Annotated in this window: 28 protein-coding genes; all 28 read left to right on the forward strand. The window is 49.0% G+C overall.

Annotated features, from left to right (window positions below):
• Positions 1–3: 3 nt before the first annotated feature.
• The 28 genes from J1C77_RS02600 (at position 4) to J1C77_RS02735 (ending at position 23,507) form a co-directional block, all read left to right on the forward strand.
• Positions 4–702, forward strand: a complete 699-nt coding sequence (locus J1C77_RS02600) for a cobalt-precorrin-8 methylmutase (RefSeq protein WP_002910554.1) — start codon at positions 4–6, stop codon at positions 700–702.
• Positions 703–1,407: a cobalt-precorrin-8 methylmutase gene (locus J1C77_RS02605; protein WP_002922172.1), complete on the forward strand. Its 705-nt coding sequence runs from the start codon at positions 703–705 to the stop codon at positions 1,405–1,407. It abuts the gene before it with no gap.
• A complete protein-coding gene (gene cbiD / locus J1C77_RS02610) occupies positions 1,407–2,534 on the forward strand; it encodes a cobalt-precorrin-5B (C(1))-methyltransferase CbiD (protein WP_002922170.1) in 1,128 nt (375 codons plus the stop codon). Before J1C77_RS02605 ends, cbiD begins: the two co-directional genes overlap by 1 nt.
• A complete protein-coding gene (locus tag J1C77_RS02615; RefSeq protein WP_002922168.1) occupies positions 2,525–3,157 on the forward strand; it encodes a cobalt-precorrin-7 (C(5))-methyltransferase in 633 nt (210 codons plus the stop codon). The genes cbiD and J1C77_RS02615 overlap by 10 nt, the downstream gene beginning before the upstream one ends.
• Positions 3,129–3,698, forward strand: coding sequence for a decarboxylating cobalt-precorrin-6B (C(15))-methyltransferase (locus J1C77_RS02620; RefSeq protein ID WP_002896464.1), 570 nt, complete (start codon positions 3,129–3,131; stop codon positions 3,696–3,698). Before J1C77_RS02615 ends, J1C77_RS02620 begins: the two co-directional genes overlap by 29 nt.
• Positions 3,698–4,471 carry a cobalt-precorrin-4 methyltransferase gene (locus J1C77_RS02625; protein ID WP_002896463.1) on the forward strand — a complete coding sequence of 258 codons (774 nt, stop codon included), beginning with the start codon at positions 3,698–3,700 and terminating at the stop codon, positions 4,469–4,471. Before J1C77_RS02620 ends, J1C77_RS02625 begins: the two co-directional genes overlap by 1 nt.
• Positions 4,461–5,522, forward strand: coding sequence for a cobalt-precorrin 5A hydrolase (cbiG, locus tag J1C77_RS02630; RefSeq protein WP_002922166.1), 1,062 nt, complete (start codon positions 4,461–4,463; stop codon positions 5,520–5,522). Before J1C77_RS02625 ends, cbiG begins: the two co-directional genes overlap by 11 nt.
• A gap of 76 nt (positions 5,523–5,598) precedes the next feature.
• A complete protein-coding gene (cobJ, locus tag J1C77_RS02635) occupies positions 5,599–6,324 on the forward strand; it encodes a precorrin-3B C(17)-methyltransferase (RefSeq protein ID WP_002896461.1) in 726 nt (241 codons plus the stop codon).
• Positions 6,321–7,070, forward strand: coding sequence for a precorrin-6A reductase (gene cobK, locus J1C77_RS02640; RefSeq protein ID WP_002910543.1), 750 nt, complete (start codon positions 6,321–6,323; stop codon positions 7,068–7,070). The genes cobJ and cobK overlap by 4 nt, the downstream gene beginning before the upstream one ends.
• Positions 7,071–7,088: 18 nt before the next feature.
• A complete protein-coding gene (gene cobA / locus J1C77_RS02645; protein WP_002922165.1) occupies positions 7,089–8,528 on the forward strand; it encodes a uroporphyrinogen-III C-methyltransferase in 1,440 nt (479 codons plus the stop codon).
• A gap of 13 nt (positions 8,529–8,541) precedes the next feature.
• Complete coding sequence (locus tag J1C77_RS02650) at positions 8,542–9,309, forward strand: sirohydrochlorin cobaltochelatase (RefSeq protein WP_042762983.1); 768 nt, start codon at positions 8,542–8,544, stop codon at positions 9,307–9,309.
• A 9-nt stretch (positions 9,310–9,318) separates the two neighbouring features.
• Entirely contained in the window at positions 9,319–10,020 is a 702-nt protein-coding gene (locus J1C77_RS02655; RefSeq protein WP_002922163.1) for a cobalt-factor II C(20)-methyltransferase, read from the forward strand.
• 69 nt (positions 10,021–10,089) lie between these two features.
• Positions 10,090–10,824: an energy-coupling factor ABC transporter permease gene (locus J1C77_RS02660; RefSeq protein WP_002901131.1), complete on the forward strand. Its 735-nt coding sequence runs from the start codon at positions 10,090–10,092 to the stop codon at positions 10,822–10,824.
• Positions 10,821–11,126: an energy-coupling factor ABC transporter substrate-binding protein gene (locus J1C77_RS02665; protein ID WP_002910535.1), complete on the forward strand. Its 306-nt coding sequence runs from the start codon at positions 10,821–10,823 to the stop codon at positions 11,124–11,126. The genes J1C77_RS02660 and J1C77_RS02665 overlap by 4 nt, the downstream gene beginning before the upstream one ends.
• 117 nt (positions 11,127–11,243) lie before the next feature.
• Complete coding sequence (locus J1C77_RS02670; RefSeq protein ID WP_042762980.1) at positions 11,244–11,918, forward strand: CbiQ family ECF transporter T component; 675 nt, start codon at positions 11,244–11,246, stop codon at positions 11,916–11,918.
• 62 nt (positions 11,919–11,980) lie between these two features.
• Complete coding sequence (locus tag J1C77_RS02675) at positions 11,981–12,796, forward strand: energy-coupling factor ABC transporter ATP-binding protein (RefSeq protein ID WP_002922161.1); 816 nt, start codon at positions 11,981–11,983, stop codon at positions 12,794–12,796.
• Positions 12,781–14,280, forward strand: coding sequence for a cobyric acid synthase (locus J1C77_RS02680; protein WP_427195124.1), 1,500 nt, complete (start codon positions 12,781–12,783; stop codon positions 14,278–14,280). Before J1C77_RS02675 ends, J1C77_RS02680 begins: the two co-directional genes overlap by 16 nt.
• Positions 14,277–14,852 (forward strand): cob(I)yrinic acid a,c-diamide adenosyltransferase, encoded by a 576-nt coding sequence (locus tag J1C77_RS02685; protein ID WP_002922153.1) that lies wholly within the window; start codon positions 14,277–14,279, stop codon positions 14,850–14,852. Before J1C77_RS02680 ends, J1C77_RS02685 begins: the two co-directional genes overlap by 4 nt.
• 11 nt (positions 14,853–14,863) lie before the next feature.
• Positions 14,864–15,295: a precorrin-2 dehydrogenase/sirohydrochlorin ferrochelatase family protein gene (locus tag J1C77_RS02690; RefSeq protein WP_002896443.1), complete on the forward strand. Its 432-nt coding sequence runs from the start codon at positions 14,864–14,866 to the stop codon at positions 15,293–15,295.
• Positions 15,296–15,310: 15 nt separating this feature from the next.
• Positions 15,311–16,564: a glutamyl-tRNA reductase gene (gene hemA, locus J1C77_RS02695; RefSeq protein ID WP_002922152.1), complete on the forward strand. Its 1,254-nt coding sequence runs from the start codon at positions 15,311–15,313 to the stop codon at positions 16,562–16,564.
• Positions 16,551–17,471: a hydroxymethylbilane synthase gene (gene hemC, locus J1C77_RS02700; protein ID WP_002922149.1), complete on the forward strand. Its 921-nt coding sequence runs from the start codon at positions 16,551–16,553 to the stop codon at positions 17,469–17,471. Before hemA ends, hemC begins: the two co-directional genes overlap by 14 nt.
• Positions 17,456–18,181: a uroporphyrinogen-III synthase gene (locus J1C77_RS02705; RefSeq protein WP_002922147.1), complete on the forward strand. Its 726-nt coding sequence runs from the start codon at positions 17,456–17,458 to the stop codon at positions 18,179–18,181. The genes hemC and J1C77_RS02705 overlap by 16 nt, the downstream gene beginning before the upstream one ends.
• Positions 18,168–19,139: a porphobilinogen synthase gene (gene hemB / locus J1C77_RS02710; protein ID WP_002922145.1), complete on the forward strand. Its 972-nt coding sequence runs from the start codon at positions 18,168–18,170 to the stop codon at positions 19,137–19,139. Before J1C77_RS02705 ends, hemB begins: the two co-directional genes overlap by 14 nt.
• Positions 19,140–19,182: 43 nt before the next feature.
• Positions 19,183–20,481 carry a glutamate-1-semialdehyde 2,1-aminomutase gene (hemL, locus tag J1C77_RS02715; protein WP_002922144.1) on the forward strand — a complete coding sequence of 433 codons (1,299 nt, stop codon included), beginning with the start codon at positions 19,183–19,185 and terminating at the stop codon, positions 20,479–20,481.
• Positions 20,474–21,058 carry a bifunctional adenosylcobinamide kinase/adenosylcobinamide-phosphate guanylyltransferase gene (gene cobU / locus J1C77_RS02720; RefSeq protein ID WP_002922142.1) on the forward strand — a complete coding sequence of 195 codons (585 nt, stop codon included), beginning with the start codon at positions 20,474–20,476 and terminating at the stop codon, positions 21,056–21,058. The genes hemL and cobU overlap by 8 nt, the downstream gene beginning before the upstream one ends.
• Positions 21,055–21,783 carry an adenosylcobinamide-GDP ribazoletransferase gene (gene cobS, locus J1C77_RS02725; protein ID WP_002922141.1) on the forward strand — a complete coding sequence of 243 codons (729 nt, stop codon included), beginning with the start codon at positions 21,055–21,057 and terminating at the stop codon, positions 21,781–21,783. Before cobU ends, cobS begins: the two co-directional genes overlap by 4 nt.
• A complete protein-coding gene (locus J1C77_RS02730; RefSeq protein ID WP_002922140.1) occupies positions 21,780–22,352 on the forward strand; it encodes a histidine phosphatase family protein in 573 nt (190 codons plus the stop codon). Before cobS ends, J1C77_RS02730 begins: the two co-directional genes overlap by 4 nt.
• A gap of 51 nt (positions 22,353–22,403) precedes the next feature.
• Positions 22,404–23,507, forward strand: coding sequence for an NADH-dependent flavin oxidoreductase (locus J1C77_RS02735; protein ID WP_002922137.1), 1,104 nt, complete (start codon positions 22,404–22,406; stop codon positions 23,505–23,507).
• The last annotated feature ends 18 nt before the right edge of the window (positions 23,508–23,525 follow it).

The raw sequence follows: 23,525 nt of genomic DNA on the forward strand, positions 1-23,525 counted from the left end.
ACTATGACATATATCCAAAATCCTTCCTCTATTGAGGAAAAGAGCTTTCAAATTATTCAGTCTATGATTACTGAAAAAGATCCTGATTATGTCTTCCATTCGGAAATGGAAGAATCCATCATCAAGAGGGCAATCCATACGACGGGAGATTTTGATTATCTCTATACCATGCGCTTTGAGCACGATGTCCTTAAAAAAATAGAAGAAGTAATCAGAGCTAAGGGTACCATCCTGCTAGACTCTAATATCTCTCTCAATGGCATTAATAAGCGCGTGCTGGACCAGCTGGGTGTGAGCTACCGCTGTTTGATTAGTGATGAAGAAGTGGTTGCGCTGGCCAAGGAAAAGCAAATTACCAGAGCTATGGCGGCTGTTGAGATAGCAGCTAAGATTGAAGGGCCTAAAGTATTTGCCTTCGGTGGTGCTCCTACGGCTCTGTCTTACCTGATTGAGCTGGCAGAGCAGGGATTGGTAGAAGCAGATGCAGTGATTGGGGTTCCAGTCGGCTTTATCAATGTCGAAGAGTCAAAAGAAGAACTGCTTCAGTCAGGTCTTCCTGCCCTTGTCAATCTCGGAAGAAAAGGTGGCAGCACGATTGTAGTAGCCATTGTCAATGCCATTATCTACCAGCTGAGAGAAGTGGTGACAGATGACTATGTCCGCTACTCTACACCATCCAGTAAAGAAGGAGGAAAGAACTAGATGTCCTATCTAAAAGCAGCGCATAAGATCGAAGAAGCTAGTTTCAGCAAGATTCAGGAAATTATTGACCAAGAGCATCCAGATATTCAATTTTCGGATCCTTTTGAAGAGGCAGTGCTTAAGCGGGTTGTCTTTACCAGTGCAGACTTTGACTACCTCTACAATATCAAGTTTTCCAATCAGGTTATTGAGAAGATTCTCTATGTCCTCCGAAACAAGGGTACCATTTTTACGGATACGACCATGGTCTTGGGTGGTTTTAATAAGAAATTGCTGGATGACCTAGGTGTCAACTATCGCTGTCTGGTCAATGAGCCAGCAGTCTTTCAGGAAGCTAAGGAAAAAGGAATTACTCGCTCCATGGCTGCTGTAGAATATGCAGCTAAAGTGGATGGTCCAAAACTTTTTGTCTTCGGGAATGCTCCAACGTCCATCTTCAAGGTTTTGGATATGGTCGAAGAAGGAAGCTTGCAGCCGGATGCAGTTGTCGGAGTTCCAGTCGGCTTTGTCGGAGCGGCAGAATCCAAGCTCAAACTGCATGAAAGTTCGGTGCCTTCTATCGCGGCACTGGGTCAAAAGGGCGGCAGTACCATTGCAGCAGCTGTGGTCAATGCCATTCTCTACCAGCTCAAGCTCGACACTACAGACTATGAGCGTTACAGTGTTTCAGATAAAAAGCAGGCTCCGGAGAAAGGAGAGGGCTAATGATGGATGAATACGCTTATGTCAATGGAAAGAAATTAAGAAAAGGTTTTACAACTGGTACTTGTGCGACGGCAGCGACTGTTGCAGCCTTGAGTATGATTCTAAATCAGGAAAGAGAAGAAAAGGTTACTGTGCATACGGCTTCAGGTGTGGAAGTGACCATGGATGTTCACAATCCTTCCTTCGGACCAGAAGAAGCGACCGCGGCCATTGAAAAAGATGGCGGCGACGATGCAGATGCGACGCACGGCCTCTTGATTTATTCGACCGTGACCCTTCTGCCAGATCAGACGGAAATCGAGATTGACGGCGGTCAGGGAGTCGGACGTGTGACTGAAAAGGGACTGGCCTGCGATGTCGGCATGGCAGCTATCAATCCGACTCCTAGACGGATGATTGAGCAGCATGTCCGTGAGATTATCGGTCCCAACTGTGGAGCACGGGTTATCATTTCTGTTCCTGGTGGGGAAGAAACGGCCAAGCTGACCTATAATTCCAGACTAGGTATTGTCGGTGGCATTTCAATTTTAGGAACGACAGGGATTGTCAATCCTATGTCCGAGGATAGCTGGAAGGCATCCATCACGATCGAGTTAACCATGCTCTATAATCAAGGGCATCGTTCAGTCGTCTTGGTACCGGGAAATTACGGTGAAGATTTTGCTACTAATACTGTGGGGATTCCAGCTGGGCGCATCGTCAATATGAGTAACTTTGTCGGCCATGTCCTCAAAGAAGTGCAGCGCATCGGCTTTACCAAGGTTTTGATGATCGGTCACATGGGCAAGTTTGTCAAAGTGGCGGCTGGGATTTTCTCTACCCACAGTAAGGACTCGGATGCCCGTATGGAAACGCTGGTGGCTAATCTAGCTCTGATGGGAGCGCCCATAGAGTTGCTGGAAAAGGTTGATAAGTGCTTGACGACCGAGGCAGCTGGGACAGCCATTAAGGAATTTTCTTATGAGGGCGTCTATCAGGTCTTGGCGGATAAGATTAAGGCTAGAAGTGAGCGTCTGCTCCGCTATCGTAAGCCAGAAGTCAGTATTGAAGTGGTCGTCTTTGGGACTGAGGAAGGCTATCTGGCATCAACCCAGCCTTTAGAGCAGATAAAGGAGGAATGGACATGATTTATGTTATCGGAATTGGTCCGGGAGATCCGAGCTATGGTCTTCTGAGACAGGAAGCCTACTTTGAAAAGGCTGACCGCATTTTGGGCAGTGAACGCCATCTGGAAATTTTACCGCCGGCTTATCGGGACAAGGGCCTGGTCCCTCCTAAAAAATTGGCTGCGTTAGCAGAATTGCTGGAAAGCTTTGGTGAGGATGAAGAAATTTTATATCTGGCCTCAGGCGATCCCCTGATTTACGGCTTGGGCAAATGGCTGTCAGAGAAATTCAAGGGGCGCGTGCTTATCTCGCCAGGTATCAGCGCCATGCAGTATCTGGCCAGCAGAATTGCCCTGCCCATGAACGATGCTTATCTTACGAGCAGTCATGCTAAGGTGCCTAACTTTGACTTGATTATGAGTCTGTCAAAAGTCTTTATGGTGACGGATCAGAAAGTCGGTCCCTACGAGATTGCTCAAGAGGCCGTTAAAAGAGGTTTGGATAAGGTGCTGGTCATTGGTGAGCAGCTGAGTTATGAAGACGAGCGTATTACCATTCTGCCTGCGAGTGAGGTAGAAGATAGAGAATATGAAATGAATGTGGTGGTGGTGTTAGATGAGGGATTCGGAATTTATCAGGGCTAAAGTCCCTATGACTAAGGAAGAAGTCAGAGCCATCAGTTTGGATAAGTTGGAGCTGCATCGAGCCAAGCGCATGCTGGATGTCGGCTCTGGCACTGGCAGTGTCACGATTCAGGCAGCCCGAACCTATCCAGAACTGGAAGTGGTGGCAGTGGAGCGCAATGAAGATGCGGTGGCTTTGACGCAGGAGAATATCCAGCATTTTGGCTGCCACAACGTCCGTCTCCATCAAGGACTGGCTCCGATTGAGCTGGAAGGCAGCTTTGATGCCATCTTTGTCGGAGGGACCGGGGGCAATATGCAGGAGATTTTTGACTGGTGTGCCCAGCTCATGGAGCCGGGTGGTCGGCTGGTCTTGAACTTTATCCTGCTGGAGAATGCTCTGGAAGCGGCTCAAATAGCGGAGCAGATGGACTGGGAGGATCTAGAGATTGTCTCGGTTCAGGCTAGTCGCTGGACAGCTATAGGCAAGGGGCACTACTTTAAGCCTCAGAATCCGACTATTATCGTTTCCTGTAAGAAAAAAGAAAGAGAGGCTAATTGATGTCCAAAGTACATTTTGTTGGAGCGGGCCCAGGTGATGTGGAGCTGATTACGCTCAAAGGTTACAAGCAGCTGTCTGAGGCTGATGTGGTCATTTACGCAGGCTCCTTGGTCAATCCAGACCTGCTGAACTACTGTAAGGAAGGGGCTGAGATTCATGATAGCGCCAGCATGCACTTGATGGAAATCATCGATGTCATGGAGGCTGGAGTCAAGGCTGGTAAAGATGTGGTCCGCCTGCAGACGGGAGATTTCTCCATCTATGGCTCCATTCGAGAGCAGATCGAAGAGATGAAGAAGCGCGACATAGAGTTTGACTGTACGCCGGGCGTCAGCTCTTTTCTGGGAGCTGCTTCCAGTATCGGGGCAGAGTATACCGTACCAGAGGTTTCTCAAAGCCTCATCATCACTCGGATGGCTGGCCGGACGCCTGTGCCAGATCGGGAATCCCTGAAAAGCTATGCTCAGCATCGGACCTCTATGGCTATCTTCCTGTCCGTTCAAGGCATTGAAAAGGTCGTCAGCGAGCTGATCGAGGGTGGCTATCCTCCAGAAACACCTGTGGCTGTTATTTACAAGGCAACTTGGCCGGATGAAAAGAAGGTCTTTGGGGATTTGACAAATATTGCTGAGAAGGTCAAGGAAGCTAAGATTAGAAAGACAGCTTTGATTTTGGTCGGTGACTTTTTAGGTCAGGAATTCTACTATTCCAAGCTCTACCATGCGGATTTCCAGCATGAGTTCAGACGGGGGAAGAGCAGCCATGCCAAGTGATTCTCAAGCCCGCTACGCAATCGCAACAGTGACAGCAGTCGGCAAGGACTTGGCTCTGACTCTGCGAGAAAAGCTAGGCAAGGAAATCCCTATCTATACGACACCTCGATTGGCAGATGACAGGGTCATTGCCATCGAAGGACGAGTGATTGAGGCACTTGGTCAGCTCTTTCAGGAAGTGGATGTTCTCATTTGTATCATGGCTATCGGGGCAGTTGTGCGAGCTATTGCACCAGTCTTGAAAGACAAGGCGAGCGACCCAGCAGTGGTGGTCATGGATGAGAAAGCGACGAATGTCATCAGCCTGCTGAGCGGGCATCTAGGCGGAGCCAATCAAGTGACGCGAGACATCGCAGAATTGCTCGGTTCCAATCCTGTTATCACGACAGCGACAGATGTGCAGAATGTAACAGCTCTAGACAATCTGGCTCAATCAGTCAATGGCTGGAGGCCGGAATTGAGAGAGTTCATCAAACCTTTCAACAGCTATCTAGGCAGTGGCCGAACCGTCTATTTCTATCAGGAAAAGGACTGGGTTACGGACCTTCGCGGTCTGACTCTCGTTGATGATGAGGAGCTACCGGCTGTTCTCAAGGGAAAGGAACCGCTAATTCTGCTGACTACAGAAAAAAAGGACATTCAAAGAGACAATCTGGCTCTCATCTATCCTCAACCTTATATCTTAGGAGTTGGTGCTAGAAAGGATGTGGCTCCTGCTGTCTTCCAAGAAGGCTTTGAGGAATTCTGTCAGCAGCAGGGGATTTCTGCCAGTGAGATTTCCAAAATCGTCAGCATTGATGTCAAGAAGGATGAAGCAGCTATTCTAGCCTTAGCTGAGGAATTGTGCTGTCCCTTTGAGACCTTTAGCAAGGAGGAGCTGTCTGTCGTAGCAGATCGCTACCCTCAGTCAGAATTTGTCAAAAAGACAGTCGGAGTCGGCAGTGTCGCCTTGGCCAGCGCAGATCTGGCCAGTCAGGGTCAAGTCCTGACAGAGCGCTTTGCCAAGAACGGCTGTACCTATGCGCTTGCAAAAGCAATAACCAAAAAGTAAATCAAAAAGAGCAGACGGTCTTATGAACCAACTGCCCTTATAAAATTTTATCATACCCATAAAGGAGAAAAAATATATGTTATACGTTATCGGATTAGGCCCAGGTAAAGAAGAATTGATGTCACAAGAAGCATTGGCTGCTATAGCAGATTGTGAAATTATCGTCGGCTACTCAACTTATATGAGATTGATTCTTGATTTGGTCAAGGACAAAGAGCTCGTAGCGAATGGTATGCGCCAGGAAATCGACCGTTGTCAAAAGGCCATTGATTTGGCTAGAGAGACTGGCAAAAATGTCGGAGTTGTTTCCAGTGGAGATGCCGGAGTCTATGGAATGGCTGGCTTGATTTTAGAATTGCTGGGAGATGCCAGTGATGTAGAAGTTAAGGTGGTTCCAGGTATCACAGCTAGTCTGGGTGCTGCTGCAGTTATGGGAGCTCCCCTCATGAACGATTTCTGTCATATCAGTCTGAGTGACTTGATGACGCCTTGGGAAATGATTGAGAAGCGTCTGCATGCCGCAGCTCAAGGTGACTTTGTAGTCTGCCTATACAACCCTCGGAGTAAGGGGCGTCCAGACCATCTGACAAAAGCACTTTCTATCATGTCTGAGTACAAGTCAGAGGATACTATTGTCGGTATCGGTAAGGACATTGGCCGTAAGGATGAGGAAATCATCTTGACGACTATCAAAGACCTGGATGAGACTTTGGTAGATATGACGACAATCGTTATCGTTGGTAACAAAGAAACTTATGTTAAAAACGGACGCATGATCACACCTCGAGGATATACTTTATGATGAAATTACTGCTGGGAGGGACATCCGACAGCACCGCTATTTTAGAAGTGCTTGACCGCTTGAAAATTGATGTGACCAGCTCTGTTGTCACAGACTACGGCCGGCACTTGGCTTCCAAATACGGCCAGCCAGTCATTCAGGGCCGGCTGACAGCTGAGGACATGGTTGCCTTTATCAAAGAGAATGATGTGGATGAAATCATTGATGCGACCCATCCTTTTGCGGACATTGTGTCCAAGGAAGCCATTCGGGCGGCAGAGATGGCTGGTGTATCTTACCTGCGCTTTGAGCGTCAGGCGACCTTGGATTTGAGCGGGGCCATCGTGGTGCACTCGACCCAAGAAGCGATTGATGAGATTGCTAAGCGCGGCTACAAGACTGTTTATCTGGGAACGGGCAGCAAGACCTTGCCACTCTTTGTCAAGGGGCTGCCAGAGCAGCGGATTGTCGTTCGCGTTCTGCCGACTTCGGAAGTGCTTCTGGCTTGTGAGCAGCTAGGACTGGTAGCGGATCAGATCGATGCGATTAAGGCTCCATTTTCCAAAGAGTGTAATAAAGAGCTCTTGCTGCGCTCGGGAGCAGATGTTTTTGTTTCCAAGGAGAGCGGTACCGTCGGTGGTATTCGTGAAAAGATTGATGGTTGCCAAGAGCTGGGGATGGACTGCATTATCATCTCTCGGCCAATTGTGGCCTATCCGCAGATGGTTTCTAACTTAGAAGAGTTAGAGGCCTATCTGACAAAATAGCTAATAAAAGGAGAAAAAATGTCCGGTTTAGTAACATTACTGGGAGCAGGTCCAGGCGATGCAGAGTTGTTGACCCTCAAAGGAAAGAGACGGCTTCAAGAAGCAGATGTCTTGGTCTTTGACCGCTTGGTCAATCAAGAACTCTTTCAGCATCTAAAGTCTGACTGCGAAAAGATAGATGTCGGCAAAAAGCCAGGCCAGCCCTGCATCCGACAGGAAGAGATTGAAAAGATTCTCATCGAAAAAGCTCGTCAGGGTAAGCGGGTAGTCCGCCTCAAGAGCGGTGATCCCTATATCTTTGGCCGAGGCGGAGAAGAAGGAGTCAAGCTGGTGGAAGCTGGCGTGGACTTTGAAGTGGTGCCAGGTATCACCTCTGCTGTGGCTGGTCTAACCTATGCTGGGATTCCTATGACTTATCGAGATGTAGCGACAAGCTTTCATGTCTTTACAGCCCATCTCAAGGATGAGACAGAAATGCTCAACTGGGAAGCAATTTCTGAACTCAAAGGAACCTTGGTCTTCCTCATGGGTATGAAAAATCTGCCTTCCATCGTCCAAGAGCTGACGGCTAGAGGCTATGGCAAGGACAAGCCAGCCGCCATCGTTGAATGGGGAACCCATCCTCAGCAGCGCTCGGTGGACGGAACCTTGGGCAACATAGTCGAACTAGCAGAAGCAGAGGACTTTAAGGCACCGAGTGTCATCGTGGTAGGTGATGTCGTGGCCTATAGACAGCAGCTGAATTTCCATGAGAATCTGCCACTTTTCGGTCGTAAAATCCTTATCCAACAGTCAGAGACTGGCAGACTTCCTCGCTTGCTCAAGGATGCTGGAGCTGCACTGACCACTTTCCCTGCTCGAGATTTGGTTGAAGAGTTAGAATTGCCGCTGCCGGACTTGGAGCAGGTAGACGGTCTCCTCTTTGCAGATATGCAGAGCTGGCCGCTCTTCTTGAAAGCTCTCCGCAAGGCAGGCAAAGACTTGCGCAGTCTGCCGCACATCCGCTTTGCAGCGATTGGTCATCATACGGCTAAGTCTATCGAAGCGAGCGGTATTGTGCTGGATCGGATGACGCCTCAGCAGTCGGATGCGGATTTCGCGGCTGCTCTTGAAAAAGAAGGCGGCAACTGGTATATTCTGACTGCTGAACATAAGAAAGCCAGTCTGGCAGAACTCTATTCGCTACCGATTATTGCTAGCCACAGACTGGCCTTTGACAGTCAGATTAGCAGTGACAATTGGTCAGAGATTGAAGTAGTCTGTCTTCCGAACTCTGCTGCGGCCATGAATTTTGTGGCAGCCAGTCAGGAAGCTGGATTTGACTGGACAGATGTTCCTATCGTTGTCATGGGTGCCAGCACACGGGCTGTTTTAGAAGAAGCAGGCTTTAGCAAGATTGTTGAGACAGATGAAGCGACTATTGCTTCCATCATTGACAAATGTCGGGAAATTCTCTGAAAGGATGCAGGTCATGAGTAAAGCTATAGTAGTAGTCAGTTTCGGAACGACCTATCCCGAGACCAGACGCAAAACAATTGAGGCTTGTGAGCAGGCCATTCAGGAACATTTTCCAGACTATCCAGTCCACCGAGCTTTTACCTCCAATGTCGTTAGGCGGCGGATTAAGAAGCAGGAAGGGCTGGATATCCCTACGGTCAAAGAAGTTTTAGAGCAGCTCCTGGAAGCGGGCACTGAAGAGGTCTATATCCAGCCTCTCCATGTCATTTTGGGCAGCGAGTATGAGAAGATTCTCACCCAAGCCAAAGAGTTTGAATCTGCTTTTAAAAAGCTAGTCGTTGCCAAGCCTCTGCTCAATAGTCAGGAAGACTATGAGGCTGTCAAGGATATTCTGCTGGAACGGTATGGCCATGAGGGTCAGGATGCAGCAACAGTTCTGATGGGCCATGGCAGCCAGCATTATGCTTTTACAGCTTATGCAGCCTTGGATCATATGATGAAAGGAAACTCAGTCTATATCGGTTGTGTAGAGAGTTATCCTCCGGTTGAGCTGATTGAGCAGGAACTGAAGAAAGAGGGTGTCCGAGAAGTGCATCTGGCACCTTTCATGCTGGTAGCGGGCGACCATGCGACCAATGATATGAGCTCAGATGAGGAAGGTTCTTGGTATCACTTCTTCAAGGAGCAGGGATATGAGGTTAAGGCCCATCTAGTTGGTCTGGGTGAATACCCTGAGGTTCAGCAGCTCTACATCCAGCATTTAGAAGAAATCATTGAATAGGAGGAAGGAATGGCAAAATTTTACGGAATTGGTGTAGGACCGGGTGATAGCGAGCTAGTGACTATCAAGGCCAGTCGGCTTTTGGAAGACTTAGATATTCTCTATACACCGGAAGCTAAGAAGGGAAGCAAGAGCTTTGCATTAGGTATTGCAGAACCCTACCTGAAAGAGCATCTGGAAATTAAGCAGCGGCATTTCCCTATGGTTCGTTCCAATTCGACCAAAGAAGTCCAGTGGCAGGCCATCTCTGCTGAAATCGCAGAGGATGTCAAGTCTGGCAAGAATGTCGGCTTTATCACACTGGGTGACCCCATGGTCTACAGCACTTACAGTTATCTGCTGGCTCTGCTGGAAAAGGAAATTGACTGTCAAACCATCCCTGGTATCACCTCTTTCTGCAGCATGGCTTCTGAGTTAGGTCAGCCCCTGACTATGGATGAGGAGTCTCTGGCGGTTATGCCAGCTACGGCTTCTGCTGAGAAGATTGAGGCGGCGCTTGAGCTGCATGACTCAATTGTGCTGATGAAGGTGGCCAATCACTTAGATACCGTCTTGCCCCTGCTCGAAAAGCTCGGTCTCTTGCAGCAGACTTTTATGGTTAGCAATTCTTCGACGGATAAACAGCAGACTCTGCTGGGCCTCGAAGGAATCACACTAGAAACCAAGCTGCCTTATTTTACTACCCTCCTCGTGAAAAAGAAGATTTTTTAATATCAGAGCCCATGTTCGTGGATAAACATTTATCCTTTTGAGCTTAGGTTCTTAGTAAAGGAAAAAAACATGAAACTATTGAAAAATAAAAAAGTAACTTTTGTGGCCTTGCTGGCTATTTTGGCGGTACTGAGTACCCAGTCTGTGTCTGCGATGCATATCATGGAGGGCTATCTTCCACTCTTTTGGTGTATCTTCTGGTTCGCCGTTTTCCTGCCTTTCTTTGTGGTCGGTTTGATGCGCATCAAGAAAATCGTTGCAGAGGATCCAAATTCCAAGACTATGCTGGCCTTGTCCGGTGCCTTTATCTTTATCCTGTCTTCTTTGAAGATTCCATCTGTTACAGGATCTAGTTCGCATCCGACTGGGGTTGGTCTGGGGACAGCTATGTTTGGCCCATCCGTTATCAGCGTTTTGGGAACCATCTGCTTGCTCTTCCAAGCTCTTCTCTTGGCTCACGGCGGCTTGACAACTCTGGGTGCCAATGCTTTCTCAATGGCAGTAGTTGGTCCATTTGTTGGTTATTTCGTCTACAAGTTTGCTAAATCCATCAAGCTTTCTACACCAGTTTCTATCTTTATCTGTGCTGTGATTGCGGACTTGGCGACTTATGCGACAACTTCTATCCAGCTCGGTTTGGTCTTCCCAGATGCTAACAGCGGTTTTGTTGGTTCTGCACTGAAGTTCATGGGTGTCTTCTTGACTACTCAAATCCCAATCGCTATCGTAGAAGGATTGCTGACAGTTGTCCTCTATAACTTGATCTCAGAAAATGTCAAAGAAAGAGCAGGTCTGTTCAAATGAAAAAATACAAGAATCTCATCTTAATCTTGGCTGCAGTAGCAGTCACTCTAGCTGCCTTTATCTTTGCCCCTAAGGGTGTGGAATACAGTGGAACAGATGACGCTGCTGAAAAAACCATTAGCTCTATCCAAAAGGACTATGAGCCTTGGTTTTCACCGATTTTTGAGCCAGCAGGTCCAGAAGTAGAAAGTCTGCTCTTCACCCTGCAAGGCAGTATCGGAGCGGGTATCATCTTCTATGTCATTGGCTACCATAAAGGGAAAAAACAGGGCCAACAAAAGGAAGTTTCTGAACATAAATAAAAGCCTTCAACAGTATGAGCGAGCTCTGGTTCTTGATAGCGATTCAGCTTGTTTGGGACCGGAGCTGCTCTGTACTGGGGGCGTGGTAAAAACAAAGCTAGAAAGGAGTACCTCCACTTGTTTGCGATTGATAAATATGCCTATCAAAATCGGCTGAAAAATCTGCCGGTTGCTTATAAATTTGTCATCTATGTGCTCTTGTTAGCTGTCAGCTTTTCTGGTGTCAGGAGTCTGCAGCTAGGACTTATCGTCTTGGTGGCGCCTCTGACTTGCTATGTGGCTCGGCTTCCGTGGCTGCGCTATCTGAAGTGGTATCTGCATGCCAGTATCTTTATCCTGATTAGTCTCTTGACCTTTGTCTTGACCTATCAGAACAGTCAGGAGCAGCTCTTGCTGGCCTTGCCTTTAGGTCAGGGCTATCTGGGCATCAGCCAATCCTCTGTCCAGCAGACCATTTTTATCCTCTTGCGCATCTATTCATCTTTGGTTTCGACTTATTTCTTTGTCCTGACGGTGCCTTTTGCTCAGATGCTGCGGCTTTTTAAAGCCATGCATGTGCCACGGGTACTGCTAGACTTGATTGTCCTCATGTATCGCTTTATTTTCCTGGTCTTCTATGAGTTTGTGACCATTCGGGATACCTTGGACTTGAAATTCTCCTTTTACAATAAAAGGAAGCAACACCAAGCTTGGGGCAGATTAGCCAATACTCTTTTTGTTAAATTGCTAGATGATAATCAGCATTTAAATGAAGTACTGACGCTAAGATTTGATGCAGAGCACAGTGAATAATGAAAGCGCATTTACAATAAGACTGCTTTTATACTATAATGGAAAGTAGATAGGAAACATAGATGTTACAAGTAAAGAATATTTCTTTTTCGTATGACGAAAATCCAACGCTGCACGATATTTCTATGGACTTCGAAGAGGGCCGGATTACTGGCATTCTGGGAGTCAACGGTTCAGGTAAGTCTACCATCATGAAAATCATCACCCGACTGCTCCAACCGCAGAAGGGCAGTGTTTTATATGATGGTCAGCCTGTAGGCGAATCTAAGAAGGCCTTGTTCCAGTATCGGCAGCATGTCAATATGGTCTTTCAAAATCCAGAGCAGCAGCTCTTTTATACCATTGTGAAGGACGATATTGGCATGGCCTTGGAAAACTTAGGCTATGAAGAAGACGAGATAACCAGCAGAGTGGCGACGGCTTTAGAGATGATGGACATTTCTCATCTGCAGGACAGACCGCTGCAGTATCTGAGCTATGGCCAGAAAAAGCGGGTGGCTATTGCTGGCATGCTGGCCCTGCAGCCCAAGTATCTGCTGCTTGATGAGCCTACGGCAGGATTGGATCCCAAAGGGCGGGATCAGATGGCCGAGACCATGAAAAAGCTGGTTCAGGCTGGGACAAACATCATCGTATCCAGCCATGACATGGATCTGATGTATGACTGCTGCGACTATGCCTACCTGCTGCAGAAAGGGCATTTGATTGCGGAGGGCAGCAAGTTTGATTTCTTCCAGCAGGGAAATCTGCTAGTAGAGGCAGGCTTGGCTGTGCCTTGGATTGTCAAGCTTCATCAGACTATCCAGACGCCACTGGCAGAAAATGAAGCTGCTTTCTTTGAGCAGCTAGGAGGAAATGTAAAATGGTCAAATCATTGATGGTACAGGGGACTGCCTCAGATGCTGGGAAGAGCATTATAGCGGCTGGGCTCTGCCGGATTTTCAAGCAGGATGGCCTAGAAGTGGTGCCTTTTAAGTCGCAGAATATGGCGCTTAATTCCTTTATCACCAAAAAAGGAGATGAAATGGGCCGGGCTCAGGTCGTTCAGGCTGAGGCAGCTGGCAAAGAGCCGGATGTCCGCATGAATCCAGTCCTGCTCAAACCCACCTCTGACCGCAAGTCTCAGGTTGTTTTTCTAGGCCGTGTACTGCGGGATATGGATGCTGTCGAATACCATGAATACAAGCAGCAGCTCCTGCCTAAGATTAAGGAAGTCTATGAGGAGCTGGGCGCTGAGAATGATATCATCGTCATTGAGGGCGCTGGCAGTCCAGCTGAAATAAATCTCAATGACCGAGACATTGTCAATATGGGCATGGCCAAGCTGGTTGATGCGCCAGTTATTTTAGTGGCAGATATTGATAAGGGAGGCGTCTTTGCCTCTATCTACGGAACGATTGAGCTCATGCCGCCTGAGGACCGCAAGCGGATCAAGGGGGTTATTATCAATAAATTCCGTGGCGATGTGGCCTTGCTGCAGTCTGGTATTGATATGATTGAAGAGCTAACTCAGGTGCCGGTTATCGGAGTCGTGCCTTATGCCCAGCTGGATATTGACAGCGAAGACAGTGTCGCACTGGTGCAGAAGAGCCGGCGCTTTGATAACAGAAAGAGTCTGGATATCGCAGTTGTCAGCCTCAAGCGCCTATCCAACTTTACGGATTTCCATAGTCTTGAAATTCAGCCGGATGTTTCTGTCCGCTATGTCCAGCCTGGTGATGCGATTGGTCGGCCGGATCTATTGATTCTGCCGGGCAGCAAAAATACCATCGAAGACATGAACTATCTGAGAGAGTCTGGTCTTGAAGCCGAGATTCTCGAGTGTCTGGAGCAGGGCGTGCGAATCTTTGGGATCTGTGGCGGCTATCAGCTGCTGGGGCAGAAGATTAGCGACCCGCTGCACCTAGAGTCTGACTTAGAAGAGATTAGCGGTCTAGGGATTTTAGAGACAGAGACGGTGCTTCAGCCGGTCAAACGGACGACTCAGGTCAGAGCCCTGCATGAGGGGCAAGAACTAGAGGGCTACGAGATTCACATGGGAGAAACCCAGCTAGCGGATAGTCTGAAGCCATTCTCCATCATCAAGGAGCAAAATGGTGAGGCAACCGAGCGTCCAGATGGGGCAATGGCTTATGATGGCCAGGTCCAAGGGACCTACCTACATGGGGTCTTTGACAATCTAGAATGGACTCGTCGGTACCTGAATGAACTTCGTCTGGCTAAGGGCTTAGAGCCGCTAGAGGACCAGCTTGTCAGTATCAAAGACTTTAAAGACAGAGAGTATGATAAGTTGGCAGACGTCCTGCGCCAGTCTTTGGACATGGAGCAGATTTATCAAATCATCAACAGAGAAGAAAAATGAGAATTTATACGAAATACGGAGACAAGGGCTTCACACGGCTCTACGGTGGGGACCGAGTATCCAAGACCCATATTCGGGTCGAAGCTTATGGAACAATGGATGAGCTATGCTCGCATCTAGGCTATGTCGTATCTGAGATGCGTGACTATCCTATCTTGGACGACTTGCGTCTGGAATGCGAGGAAATCCAGCAGCATCTCTTTGACTGTGGCAGCGACTTGGCTACACCGAGGGAATTGCGTCCCTACAAGCAAGAGCCAGCCAATGTCAGCTGGCTGGAGGAGCGGATGGATGAGTATATGCATGTTCCTCCGAAAATCGACCGCTTTATCATTCCGGGTGGTCATCGGATTGCCAGTCTCCTGCATGTGGCCCGCACCATGACCAGACGCTTGGAGCGCCGTATGGTAGCTGTTATAGAGGCAGAAGAAGCAGTCAATGAGGTAGGATTGATTTATATCAACCGTCTGTCGGATTACTTTTTTGTATTGGCTCGCTTGGTCAATGACCGTCTAAAGGAGCCGGATACAGTATACAAACGCAGCGCGAAAATCTTTCGGGAAAAGAAATAGGAGAAGCTAGCATGTATCCAGTCATGATTAATATCAGAGAGAAGAAAGTCGTGGTAGTGGGAGGCGGCAAGGTCGCAGCGCGGAAGATTAAGACCCTGCTGGCTGAGCAGGCTGCTGTGACGGTGGTCAGTCCGACTCTGCATGCTGACATTCCGCAGGCGGAGATCCAATGGCTAGCTAGACCTTACCAGACAGGTGATTTGGAAGGCGCAAAGCTAGTCTTTGCCTGTACAGATCAGGCGGAAGTCAACCGCCAGATTATGGAGGATGCGGCACCCAGTCAGCTGGTAAACAATACGGGCGACAAGACCTTTTCTGACTTCTACAATGTAGCCATTGCGAGAAAGAAGGACGTATCTGTTATGATTTCGACCAACGGCCTCTCGCCCAGCCGTTCCAAGGAGATTCGCAAGAAGATAGAAGCAATTTTAGACCAACTTTAAAAGAAGGAAAGAAGCATGCACCTATTATATGTGGGTTTGACCCATCGGGAAACGCCGCTGCCAATTTTGGAAAAAGTACATTTTTCAGATCAGGAGAGACTAAAAGCTCTAAAGCTCCTGAAAAGAGAAAAAAGTATCTTGGAAAATATCATCCTGTCTACCTGCAATCGGACCGAGCTCTATCTGGTGGTGGACCAGCTGCACACTGGCCGCTACTATTCCAAGCATTTTTTGGCGGACTGGTTTCAGATTCCTGTCAAGGAGCTGGAAGAGTATTTAGTCTTTCGTGAGGGGGATGAGGCCTTGCGGCATCTGCTGCGGGTCTCCATCGGCCTGGAATCCAAGATTGTCGGTGAAAGTCAGGTCTTGGGCCAGCTCAAGCAGGCTTTCTTGACAGCGCAAGATGCTGGTACGACTGGAATTGTCCTCAATCAGGCTTTCAAGCAGGCGCTGACCTTTGCCAAGCGCATGCATGATACTTATCGAATCAATGACCGGCCTATTTCTATTGGCCTGACGGCCATTCAAGAATTGGACCGACTGGGGCTGGATTACAGCACTAAAAAGGTAGCTGTGATCGGTCTGGGAGAGATTGGTCAGTTGGTGACTAAGTATGCCTTGCAACGGCCTTTCAAGTCAGTCATGCTGCTCAATCGGACGGTCAGCAAGGCTCAAGCATTTCTGACAGAGGACAGGGTGTCTGCCCATGGCTGGGATGAATTGGAAGCAGTGCTGGCGGATGCGGATGTGGTCTTTTCAGCGGTTAAAACGGAAGAATACATTATCTTTCCCTCCATGCTTAAGGCGGATGCGGTCGTGTTTGACCTCTGTCTGCCTCGTTCCTGCCATCCAGGCTCATCTCTGAAGCTCTATAATATCGAAAATCTGACCAATCAACTGGAGCAATACAAAGCGGAACGGCAGGAGATTGCCGGTCGGATTGCTTTGGAGATTGATGAGGAGCTGGTCAAGTTTGCTGACTGGCGTCAGCAACTGGGCATTATTCCTCTGATTCAGGAAATCAGGGATAAGGCTTTGGAAGCTCAAGCTTCGGCCATGGAAAGCCTTAATCGTAAGTTTCCGGATTTGACCGAGCGGGAGCAGAAGCAGATTTCCAAGCACATGAAGAGTATTATCAACCAAGTCTTGAAGGAGCCAATCTTGCAGCTCAAAGAGCTGTCAGTCGGAGAGCATTCAGACTATGACATTGCCTTGATTGCCAAGATATTTGGCTTGCACAGAGAAAGGGGAAAAGATGAAGGTCATTAAGGTAGGAACCCGCAAGAGTAAGCTGGCTATGACCCAGACCCAGCAGTTAGTGGACCAGCTCAAGGCGATCCATCCAGAGCGGGATTTTGTCCTCGTTCCCTATACCACAAAAGGAGATCGCTTGACCCATGTCAGCCTCCAGGAAATTGGCGGCAAGGGAGTCTTTGTCAAGGAAATCGAACGAGCCCTCTTAGCTGGTGAGATTGATATGGCGGTCCACAGTCTCAAGGACATGCCGGCTAAGCTAGCTGAGGGCTGTGCGCTCGGTGCGATTAGTCAGCGAGAAGATGTTCGAGATTGCTTGATTTTCCGTCAAGCTGGCCAGACGCTGGCTAATCTTCCTGAGGGCGCTCTTATAGGAACCAGCAGCATTCGCCGGCAGGTTCAGCTGCAGGCTCAGAGACCGGATTTGGCGTTCAAGCCACTTCGAGGCAACATTGATACCCGCATCAAGAAGCTGGAAGAGGGTGAATACGATGCGATTGTCTTGGCTATGGCCGGTCTTAAACGTTTGGGCTGGCTGGACCAAAGCCGTCTTCACATTCAGCCTTTAGAGACCAGTCTTTGCCTGCCGGCTATTTCTCAGGGAGCTTTGGCGGTGGAATGCCGGGAAGAGGATGAGGAGCTACGGAGTCTCTTGGCAACTGTTCAGGACGAGAAGACAGCTGCTGAAGTGGCAGTTGAGCGGGCAGTTTTGGCTCAGATGAATGCAGACTGCACCTTCCCTATCGCTGCTTTTGCCCAGAAAAACGGTCAAAACTACCAACTAGAGGCCATGTTGGCCAAGGAGGACGGCCAATGTGTCTTTGTCAGCCTTCAAGGGCAGGATGGCCAGCAATTAGCAGAGCAGGCTGTGCGCCAGTTAGCCGATAAGGGAGCAGTAGGAATGCCATGGTTAAAAAAATAATCTTTACCAGAGAGCAGGCGCCAGACTCTGCCTGGCTAGAAAAGATCAGACAGGCTGGATTTGAGACGCATCATGTTCCTCTCATTCGCTGTCAGTCTTTACCTTTGCCAGAAGCTGTCCAAGCAGTTCTGCCAGAAGCTGACTGGGTCTTTTTTACCAGTGCTGTCGCAGTAGAGGCTTTCAGTCCCTATCTGAAAGTTGATTACCAGATTGCGACCATCGGGCCGCAGACCAGTCAGGCGCTGGACAAGCTAGGCCGAGACTGTGATTTTCAGGCCAGCAGCCACTATGGTCTTGACTTTATTCAGGAGTGGCTGGATTTGGCTCTGCCGACGCAGAAGATCTTGCTGCCCCAGAGTAGCTTGTCCAATCCCAGTTTGGCTGAGAAGTTAAAAGAAGCAGGTCATGATGTCTGGGCTTGGCCTATGTACGAAACGACCTCAAATCCTGCTGGTCAGGACCAGCTCGAGACCTATCTGTCCCAGGAGAATGTGATTTGGACCTTTGCCAGTCCATCGGCTTGGCAGAGTTTTTGTGCTATTAAGCCCCATCTAGCATCTAGCCATCAGATTGCAGTGATTGGTCAGACAACGGCTCAGGCAGTCAAGGAGTCAGGCTATAGGGTAGACTACCAGCCCCAGAGTCCTTCTGTTGAGGAAATGGTCAAGGAAATAATCAAGAAAGAAGAGAAGAAGCATGGAATTTTATAGACATCGCAGACTGAGGAGAAGCAGAGGTCTGCGGCAGCTGGTTCGAGAAACCAAGCTGTCTGTGGATGATTTTATCCAACCCTTGTTTGTCAAGGAAGGCTTGACTGAAAAGCAAGAAGTAGCCTCCATGCCGGGAGTTTATCAGTTCTCCCTCGAGGATTTGCTGCCAGAAGTTCAGGAATGTGTGGACTTGGGTATTCGAGCTTTTATCGTCTTTGGCATTCCGTCAGAAAAGGACGAAATAGGCAGTCAGGCTTCAGCTGAAAATGGCATTGTCCAAGAAGCTATCCGTCTAATCAAGAAGCATTTTCCTGAGACGGTCGTCATTGCAGACACCTGCCTCTGTGAGTTTACCAGTCACGGCCACTGTGGCATTTTGCGAGGGGAAGAAGTGGACAATGATCTGTCTCTGACTAGACTGACAGAAGTTGCTGTCAGCCAAGCCAGGGCTGGAGCAGATGTCATTGCGCCTTCCAATGCCATGGACGGTTTTGTGGCGGCTATCCGTCAGGGGCTTGATGCGGCAGGCTTTGCAGACATTCCGATCATGTCCTATGCGATTAAGTTTGCCTCTAGATTTTATGGACCTTTCCGAGATGCTGGCGAGAGTGCTCCGGTCTTTGGCGACCGCAAGACCTATCAGATGGATCCGGCCAATCGCTTGGAGGCTTTGAGAGAAGCCAAGAGCGATGAGGAGCAGGGAGCAGACTTTCTCATGGTTAAGCCGGCTCTGGCCTTTCTGGATATCCTCAGAGAGCTGCGCCAGGAAACCCAGCTGCCTCTGGTGACCTATAATGTTAGTGGAGAATACGCCATGGTCAAGGCAGCAGCTCAGCAGGGCTGGATCAATGAAAAAGCCATAGTTATGGAAACCTTGACCAGTATGAAGCGGGCTGGTGCAGACTTGATTATCACTTATTTTGCCAAGGATGCAGCTGGCTATCTGAAAGAAGGATAGAGACTGCGGAAAATCAGCAGTTTTCTAGATAAGGAGGACGAACTTGAAGAGAGAACATTCCAACCAATATTTCACAGAGGCTCAAAAGCTCTTTCCAGGCGGGGTCAACAGTCCTGTCCGGGCTTTTAAGGCTGTGGGCGGCCACCCGCTTTTTATCGAAAAAGCCAGCGGAGCCTATCTGCATGATGTCGATGGCAACCGCTATATTGACTACGTCCTGTCTTGGGGGCCTATGATTTTGGGGCATGCTCCTAAGGATGTTTTGCCGGCAGTTGAGGAAGCTATTTGGGAGGGGACCAGCTTTGGTGCTCCTAGTCCCAGAGAGATTGTCCTCGGCCAGCTGGTGCAGGAGCGTCTGCCTTTCATGGAAAGAATGCGGATGGTCAATTCGGGAACGGAAGCGACCATGAGCGCCATTCGGGTAGCGCGTGGAGTGACCAAGCGTTCTAAAATTGTCAAATTTATCGGCTGCTATCACGGCCACAGCGATTCCTTTTTGGTTCAGGCTGGTTCAGGCTTGGCCAGCTTTGGGATTGCTGATTCTGCCGGAGTCATTGCTCAGGTAGCTGGGGAAACTCTGGCCTTGCCATACAATGACAAAGATGCTCTCAAGGCTTGCTTTGAAAAGCATGGAGATGACATTGCCTGTGTCATTTTAGAAGCAGTTGCTGGCAATATGGGCTTGATTCCAGCGGATGCGGACTTTATCAGTACTATTCGCTCCCTCACTCAGGAATACGGCTCTCTCTTCATCGTGGATGAGGTTATGAGTGGTTTCCGAGCTCATTACCAGGGGGCAGTTGGCCTCTATCAGACAGATCCAGACCTTGTCTGCTTGGGCAAGGTTATCGGTGGCGGCTTCCCAGTCGCAGCCTTTGGCGGCAAGGCCGTCTATATGGATCAGGTAGCGCCTCTAGGCAGTATCTATCAGGCTGGTACCTTGTCGGGCAATCCAGTCGCCATGACGGCTGGTTATGAAACCCTGAAACAGCTGACACCTGAACTCTTTGCTGAGATTGAAGAGAAAACAAGCTACCTCTGTGATGGCTTACGAAATCTTGCTGACAAGTACAGTATTGATCTGCAAGTCGTATCAAAAGGTACCATGTTTGGCTTCTTCTTCAGCCAGAAGCCGGTCCGCAATTTTGAGGATTCTAAGGCGGCTGACCATGTACAGTTTGCACGATTGCACGGTCTCTTGCTGGAAGAGGGTATCTATCTGGCGCCATCTCAGTATGAAACCAATTTTATGTCCAGTGCCCATACTAGAGCGGATCTAGACCAGACCTTGGCAGCCTTTGAGCAGGCATTTCAAGCAATGAAAGAAGAAGCAAATGGCTAAGATTGTGTTAGTAACAGGCGGGGCCAGAAGCGGCAAGTCGGCATTTGCGGAGGAGCAGTTAGCGGACCGAGAGCGAGTTTGCTACATTGCGACCGGCCTACCTCGAGAAGAAGATCCAGAATGGCAGGAGCGGATTCGGCTGCACCAAGAACGGCGGCCGGCTTCCTGGACGACTCAGGAGCAGTATGCAGGGCTGGCCGACTGGCTGCGAGAGCAATCGCATCCAGTTTACCTGCTGGACTGTGCCACACTTCTGACCAGCAATCGCCTCTTTGATTTGATTGCCCAGCATTTTCCAGACAAGCTGGAGCTGACGGAAGAAAACTTTCTCAGCCGGCAGGAGCAGTCTTTCCTGCTACAACTCTTGGAAGAAGAATGGCAAGAGCTTCTATCTACAATTCGTCAGATAGATTCTGAGTGCTGGATTGTAACGGACGAGGTTGGACTGGGCATTGTCCCGGAGACCAGACTAGGACGCTTCTTCCGTGATGTGCAGGGCAAGATCAACCAACTGATTGCAAAGGAGGCGAGTGAGGCTTATCTGGTCATCTGTGGCCTCGCTCAGCAGTTGAAATGATAAAGGCATTGATTATCTATACCCAATTTTTTAGCCGGATTGTGATTCCAAAGGCAGTGGATATTTCCTATCTGCGACGGGGACTTCCTTTTCTGACCCTCTTTGGTCTCTTGCTGGGTTTGATTTCAGGAGGATTTTATTTCCTGATGAGTCTAGTTCTGCCTGGAATGGTTGCTTGGGTTCTGACCCTTGCTTTCGATGTTCTGCTAACGGGCGGTTTTCACTTAGATGCCTTAGCAGATACGGCAGACGGTCTCTTCTCCTCTCGTAAGAAAGAGCGGATGCTGGAAATTATGAAGGACAGCCGCATTGGCAGCAATGGCGTACTGGCACTCATTCTCTACTATGCTCTGATGCTGGTTCTCTACCCTTATCTGCCAGAGCCTCGCTGGTTTATCGTGGCTAGTCTGACCATGATTGGCAAGGCCGGTCTGAGTCTACAGCTTTACCGGATGACCTATGCCAGAGAAGGCGGTGGCTCAGGAAATTTCTTCAGTGGCAGCAAGACGAGTCATATCCTGCTTGCCCAGCTTCTACCCTTGCTCTTATCTCTGCTGGTTTTCAGTTGGAGAGGTCTCTTGGCTTATGGCTTAGTATTTCTGGGAGCAATCGGCTATCGCCGGTTCGTTTATAATAAAATTGATGGCCACACAGGCGATACGTTAGGAGCCTACGTAGAAATTGCCCAGCTCCTCTATCTCTTGGGATTGGTGGTGCTAGGATGAAAAGATGGTATCTGATGCGGCATGGTCAGACAGACTATAACCGCAGACGCTGTTTCTACGGCAGCCATGATGTCTCTATCAACGAGCAGGGCCAAGAGGATGCTAGGCAGCTGGAGCTTCTGATGCAGGAGCGTACGGTTGATGCAATCTACACCAGTTGTCTCAAGCGGACGCAGGAAACAGCCCAGCTGGCTTTTCCAGAAAGGCAAGTCCAGCCTATAGCCGACTTTGACGAGCGGGGCTTCGGGCAATGGGAAGGATTGACAGCTGATGAGATTGAAGCGGCTTTTCCAGAAGTCTGGCAGGCTTGGCTGGAAGCCCCCTTTGAGGTCACGCCTCCTGAAGCAGAAGTTTTCTCAGACTTTCAGACCAGAGTCTGGACAGCAACAGACCGCCTGCTAGATACTACTGATGAGTCAATCGCTCTAGTGGCTCATTTGGGAGTCCTTCGCTTGATTTACCAGCATTTGGTTGACCGAGAGGCTGTTTTTTGGAACATTGATGTCCCCCAAGGACGAGTGCTGCTCTTGGAAGAGCGGGACCAGACTTGGCAGGCAACCTTACTCTAAGGCTTTATTATTAAAAAACAACATGATTTATCTTGGGAAAGAGGTGACCAGATGAATACACAGATTCAGGATGAATTTACTTTTAAAAATGGTCAGGCCATGCGCAATCGCGTTGTCTTAGCTCCTATGACCATCTGCGCTAGTGAGCCCGGTGGCTATGTATCTCAGGCAGATATTGACTTTTTTGCCCGCCGGTCTAGGTCGGTTGGCATGGTCATTACTGGCAGTACCTATGTCCATCCTCTGGGAAAGTCCTTTGCGGAGAGCTTCAGCGGCGCCGAGGATGATAAGATTGAGGGGCTTAGCCGTTTGGCCAAGGCCATCAAGGACCAAGGGGCTCTGGCTATTGTTCAGCTTTATCATGGTGGTCGCATGGTTCTGCCTGATTTGATTGACGGTCAGCCAGTAGCACCCAGCGCTGTCAAGGCTCCGCGCGATTATCTGGCAGAGCCGAGAGCGCTCAAGAATTCTGAAGTAGAGCAGGTGATAGAGGACTTTCTGTCAGCTATCAGACGGGCGATTCAGGCTGGCTTTGATGGCGTCGAGCTTCATGGAGCCAATACCTACCTGATCCAGCAGTTTGTCTCTCCCCATTCCAATGTCCGTCAGGACAAGTGGGGCGGCAGTCTTAACAACCGCCTGCGCTTTCCAAAGACCTTGCTGAAAAGAGCCAAGCAACTAGTCAAAGAAGAGGCTGACCGCCCCTTCCTGATTGGCTACCGCTTTTCTCCGGAAGAGATTGAAGAGCCAGGAATCCAGCTTTATGATACCCTGCAGTTGCTGGAGCAGCTCATCTATCATCAAGTGGACTATCTACATATTTCGACCTCTGATGTCTGGCGCTCGTCTATCAGAGATTCTCAGGACTCAGAGCCAGTGATTCAGAAAATTATCAAAAAAATTAATGGTAGAGTACCCCTTATTGGTGTCGGTCAGATAAAGACCAAGCAGGATGCCCAGCGAGTATTGGATGCGGGGATTCCTCTCTTTGCCCTCGGCAAGGCCCTACTCCTAGACCCAGACTGGGCTGAAAAGGTTGTCTCCGGCCGAGAGGCAGAAGTCATCAGAGCTTATCGCGATGAGTTGCAGGCTGACCTGGCTTTGCCAACTGCCTTTGTCGAAGATGCTAGAAGCTATCTGGAAGGAAAAGATTAAGACAAGCACATCCCCAAG

Source organism: Streptococcus sanguinis, assembly GCF_050223295.1.
GTDB classification, from domain to species: Bacteria; Bacillota; Bacilli; order Lactobacillales; family Streptococcaceae; genus Streptococcus; species Streptococcus sanguinis_X.

Excerpts from the sequence above, each read along its gene's own strand:
- J1C77_RS02600 (WP_002910554.1), top strand. The coding sequence starts at position 4 with ATGACATATATCCAAAATCCTTCCTCTATTGAGGAAAAGAGCTTTCAA.
- J1C77_RS02605 (WP_002922172.1), top strand. The coding sequence starts at position 703 with ATGTCCTATCTAAAAGCAGCGCATAAGATCGAAGAAGCTAGTTTCAGC.
- cbiD (WP_002922170.1), top strand. The coding sequence starts at position 1,407 with ATGATGGATGAATACGCTTATGTCAATGGAAAGAAATTAAGAAAAGGT.
- J1C77_RS02615 (WP_002922168.1), top strand. The coding sequence starts at position 2,525 with ATGGACATGATTTATGTTATCGGAATTGGTCCGGGAGATCCGAGCTAT.
- J1C77_RS02620 (WP_002896464.1), top strand. The coding sequence starts at position 3,129 with ATGAGGGATTCGGAATTTATCAGGGCTAAAGTCCCTATGACTAAGGAA.
- J1C77_RS02625 (WP_002896463.1), top strand. The coding sequence starts at position 3,698 with ATGTCCAAAGTACATTTTGTTGGAGCGGGCCCAGGTGATGTGGAGCTG.
- cbiG (WP_002922166.1), top strand. The coding sequence starts at position 4,461 with ATGCCAAGTGATTCTCAAGCCCGCTACGCAATCGCAACAGTGACAGCA.
- cobJ (WP_002896461.1), top strand. The coding sequence starts at position 5,599 with ATGTTATACGTTATCGGATTAGGCCCAGGTAAAGAAGAATTGATGTCA.
- cobK (WP_002910543.1), top strand. The coding sequence starts at position 6,321 with ATGATGAAATTACTGCTGGGAGGGACATCCGACAGCACCGCTATTTTA.
- cobA (WP_002922165.1), top strand. The coding sequence starts at position 7,089 with ATGTCCGGTTTAGTAACATTACTGGGAGCAGGTCCAGGCGATGCAGAG.
- J1C77_RS02650 (WP_042762983.1), top strand. The coding sequence starts at position 8,542 with ATGAGTAAAGCTATAGTAGTAGTCAGTTTCGGAACGACCTATCCCGAG.
- J1C77_RS02655 (WP_002922163.1), top strand. The coding sequence starts at position 9,319 with ATGGCAAAATTTTACGGAATTGGTGTAGGACCGGGTGATAGCGAGCTA.
- J1C77_RS02660 (WP_002901131.1), top strand. The coding sequence starts at position 10,090 with ATGAAACTATTGAAAAATAAAAAAGTAACTTTTGTGGCCTTGCTGGCT.
- J1C77_RS02665 (WP_002910535.1), top strand. The coding sequence starts at position 10,821 with ATGAAAAAATACAAGAATCTCATCTTAATCTTGGCTGCAGTAGCAGTC.
- J1C77_RS02675 (WP_002922161.1), top strand. The coding sequence starts at position 11,981 with ATGTTACAAGTAAAGAATATTTCTTTTTCGTATGACGAAAATCCAACG.
- J1C77_RS02680 (WP_427195124.1), top strand. The coding sequence starts at position 12,781 with ATGGTCAAATCATTGATGGTACAGGGGACTGCCTCAGATGCTGGGAAG.
- J1C77_RS02685 (WP_002922153.1), top strand. The coding sequence starts at position 14,277 with ATGAGAATTTATACGAAATACGGAGACAAGGGCTTCACACGGCTCTAC.
- J1C77_RS02690 (WP_002896443.1), top strand. The coding sequence starts at position 14,864 with ATGTATCCAGTCATGATTAATATCAGAGAGAAGAAAGTCGTGGTAGTG.
- hemA (WP_002922152.1), top strand. The coding sequence starts at position 15,311 with ATGCACCTATTATATGTGGGTTTGACCCATCGGGAAACGCCGCTGCCA.
- hemC (WP_002922149.1), top strand. The coding sequence starts at position 16,551 with ATGAAGGTCATTAAGGTAGGAACCCGCAAGAGTAAGCTGGCTATGACC.
- J1C77_RS02705 (WP_002922147.1), top strand. The coding sequence starts at position 17,456 with ATGGTTAAAAAAATAATCTTTACCAGAGAGCAGGCGCCAGACTCTGCC.
- hemB (WP_002922145.1), top strand. The coding sequence starts at position 18,168 with ATGGAATTTTATAGACATCGCAGACTGAGGAGAAGCAGAGGTCTGCGG.
- cobU (WP_002922142.1), top strand. The coding sequence starts at position 20,474 with ATGGCTAAGATTGTGTTAGTAACAGGCGGGGCCAGAAGCGGCAAGTCG.
- cobS (WP_002922141.1), top strand. The coding sequence starts at position 21,055 with ATGATAAAGGCATTGATTATCTATACCCAATTTTTTAGCCGGATTGTG.
- J1C77_RS02730 (WP_002922140.1), top strand. The coding sequence starts at position 21,780 with ATGAAAAGATGGTATCTGATGCGGCATGGTCAGACAGACTATAACCGC.
- J1C77_RS02735 (WP_002922137.1), top strand. The coding sequence starts at position 22,404 with ATGAATACACAGATTCAGGATGAATTTACTTTTAAAAATGGTCAGGCC.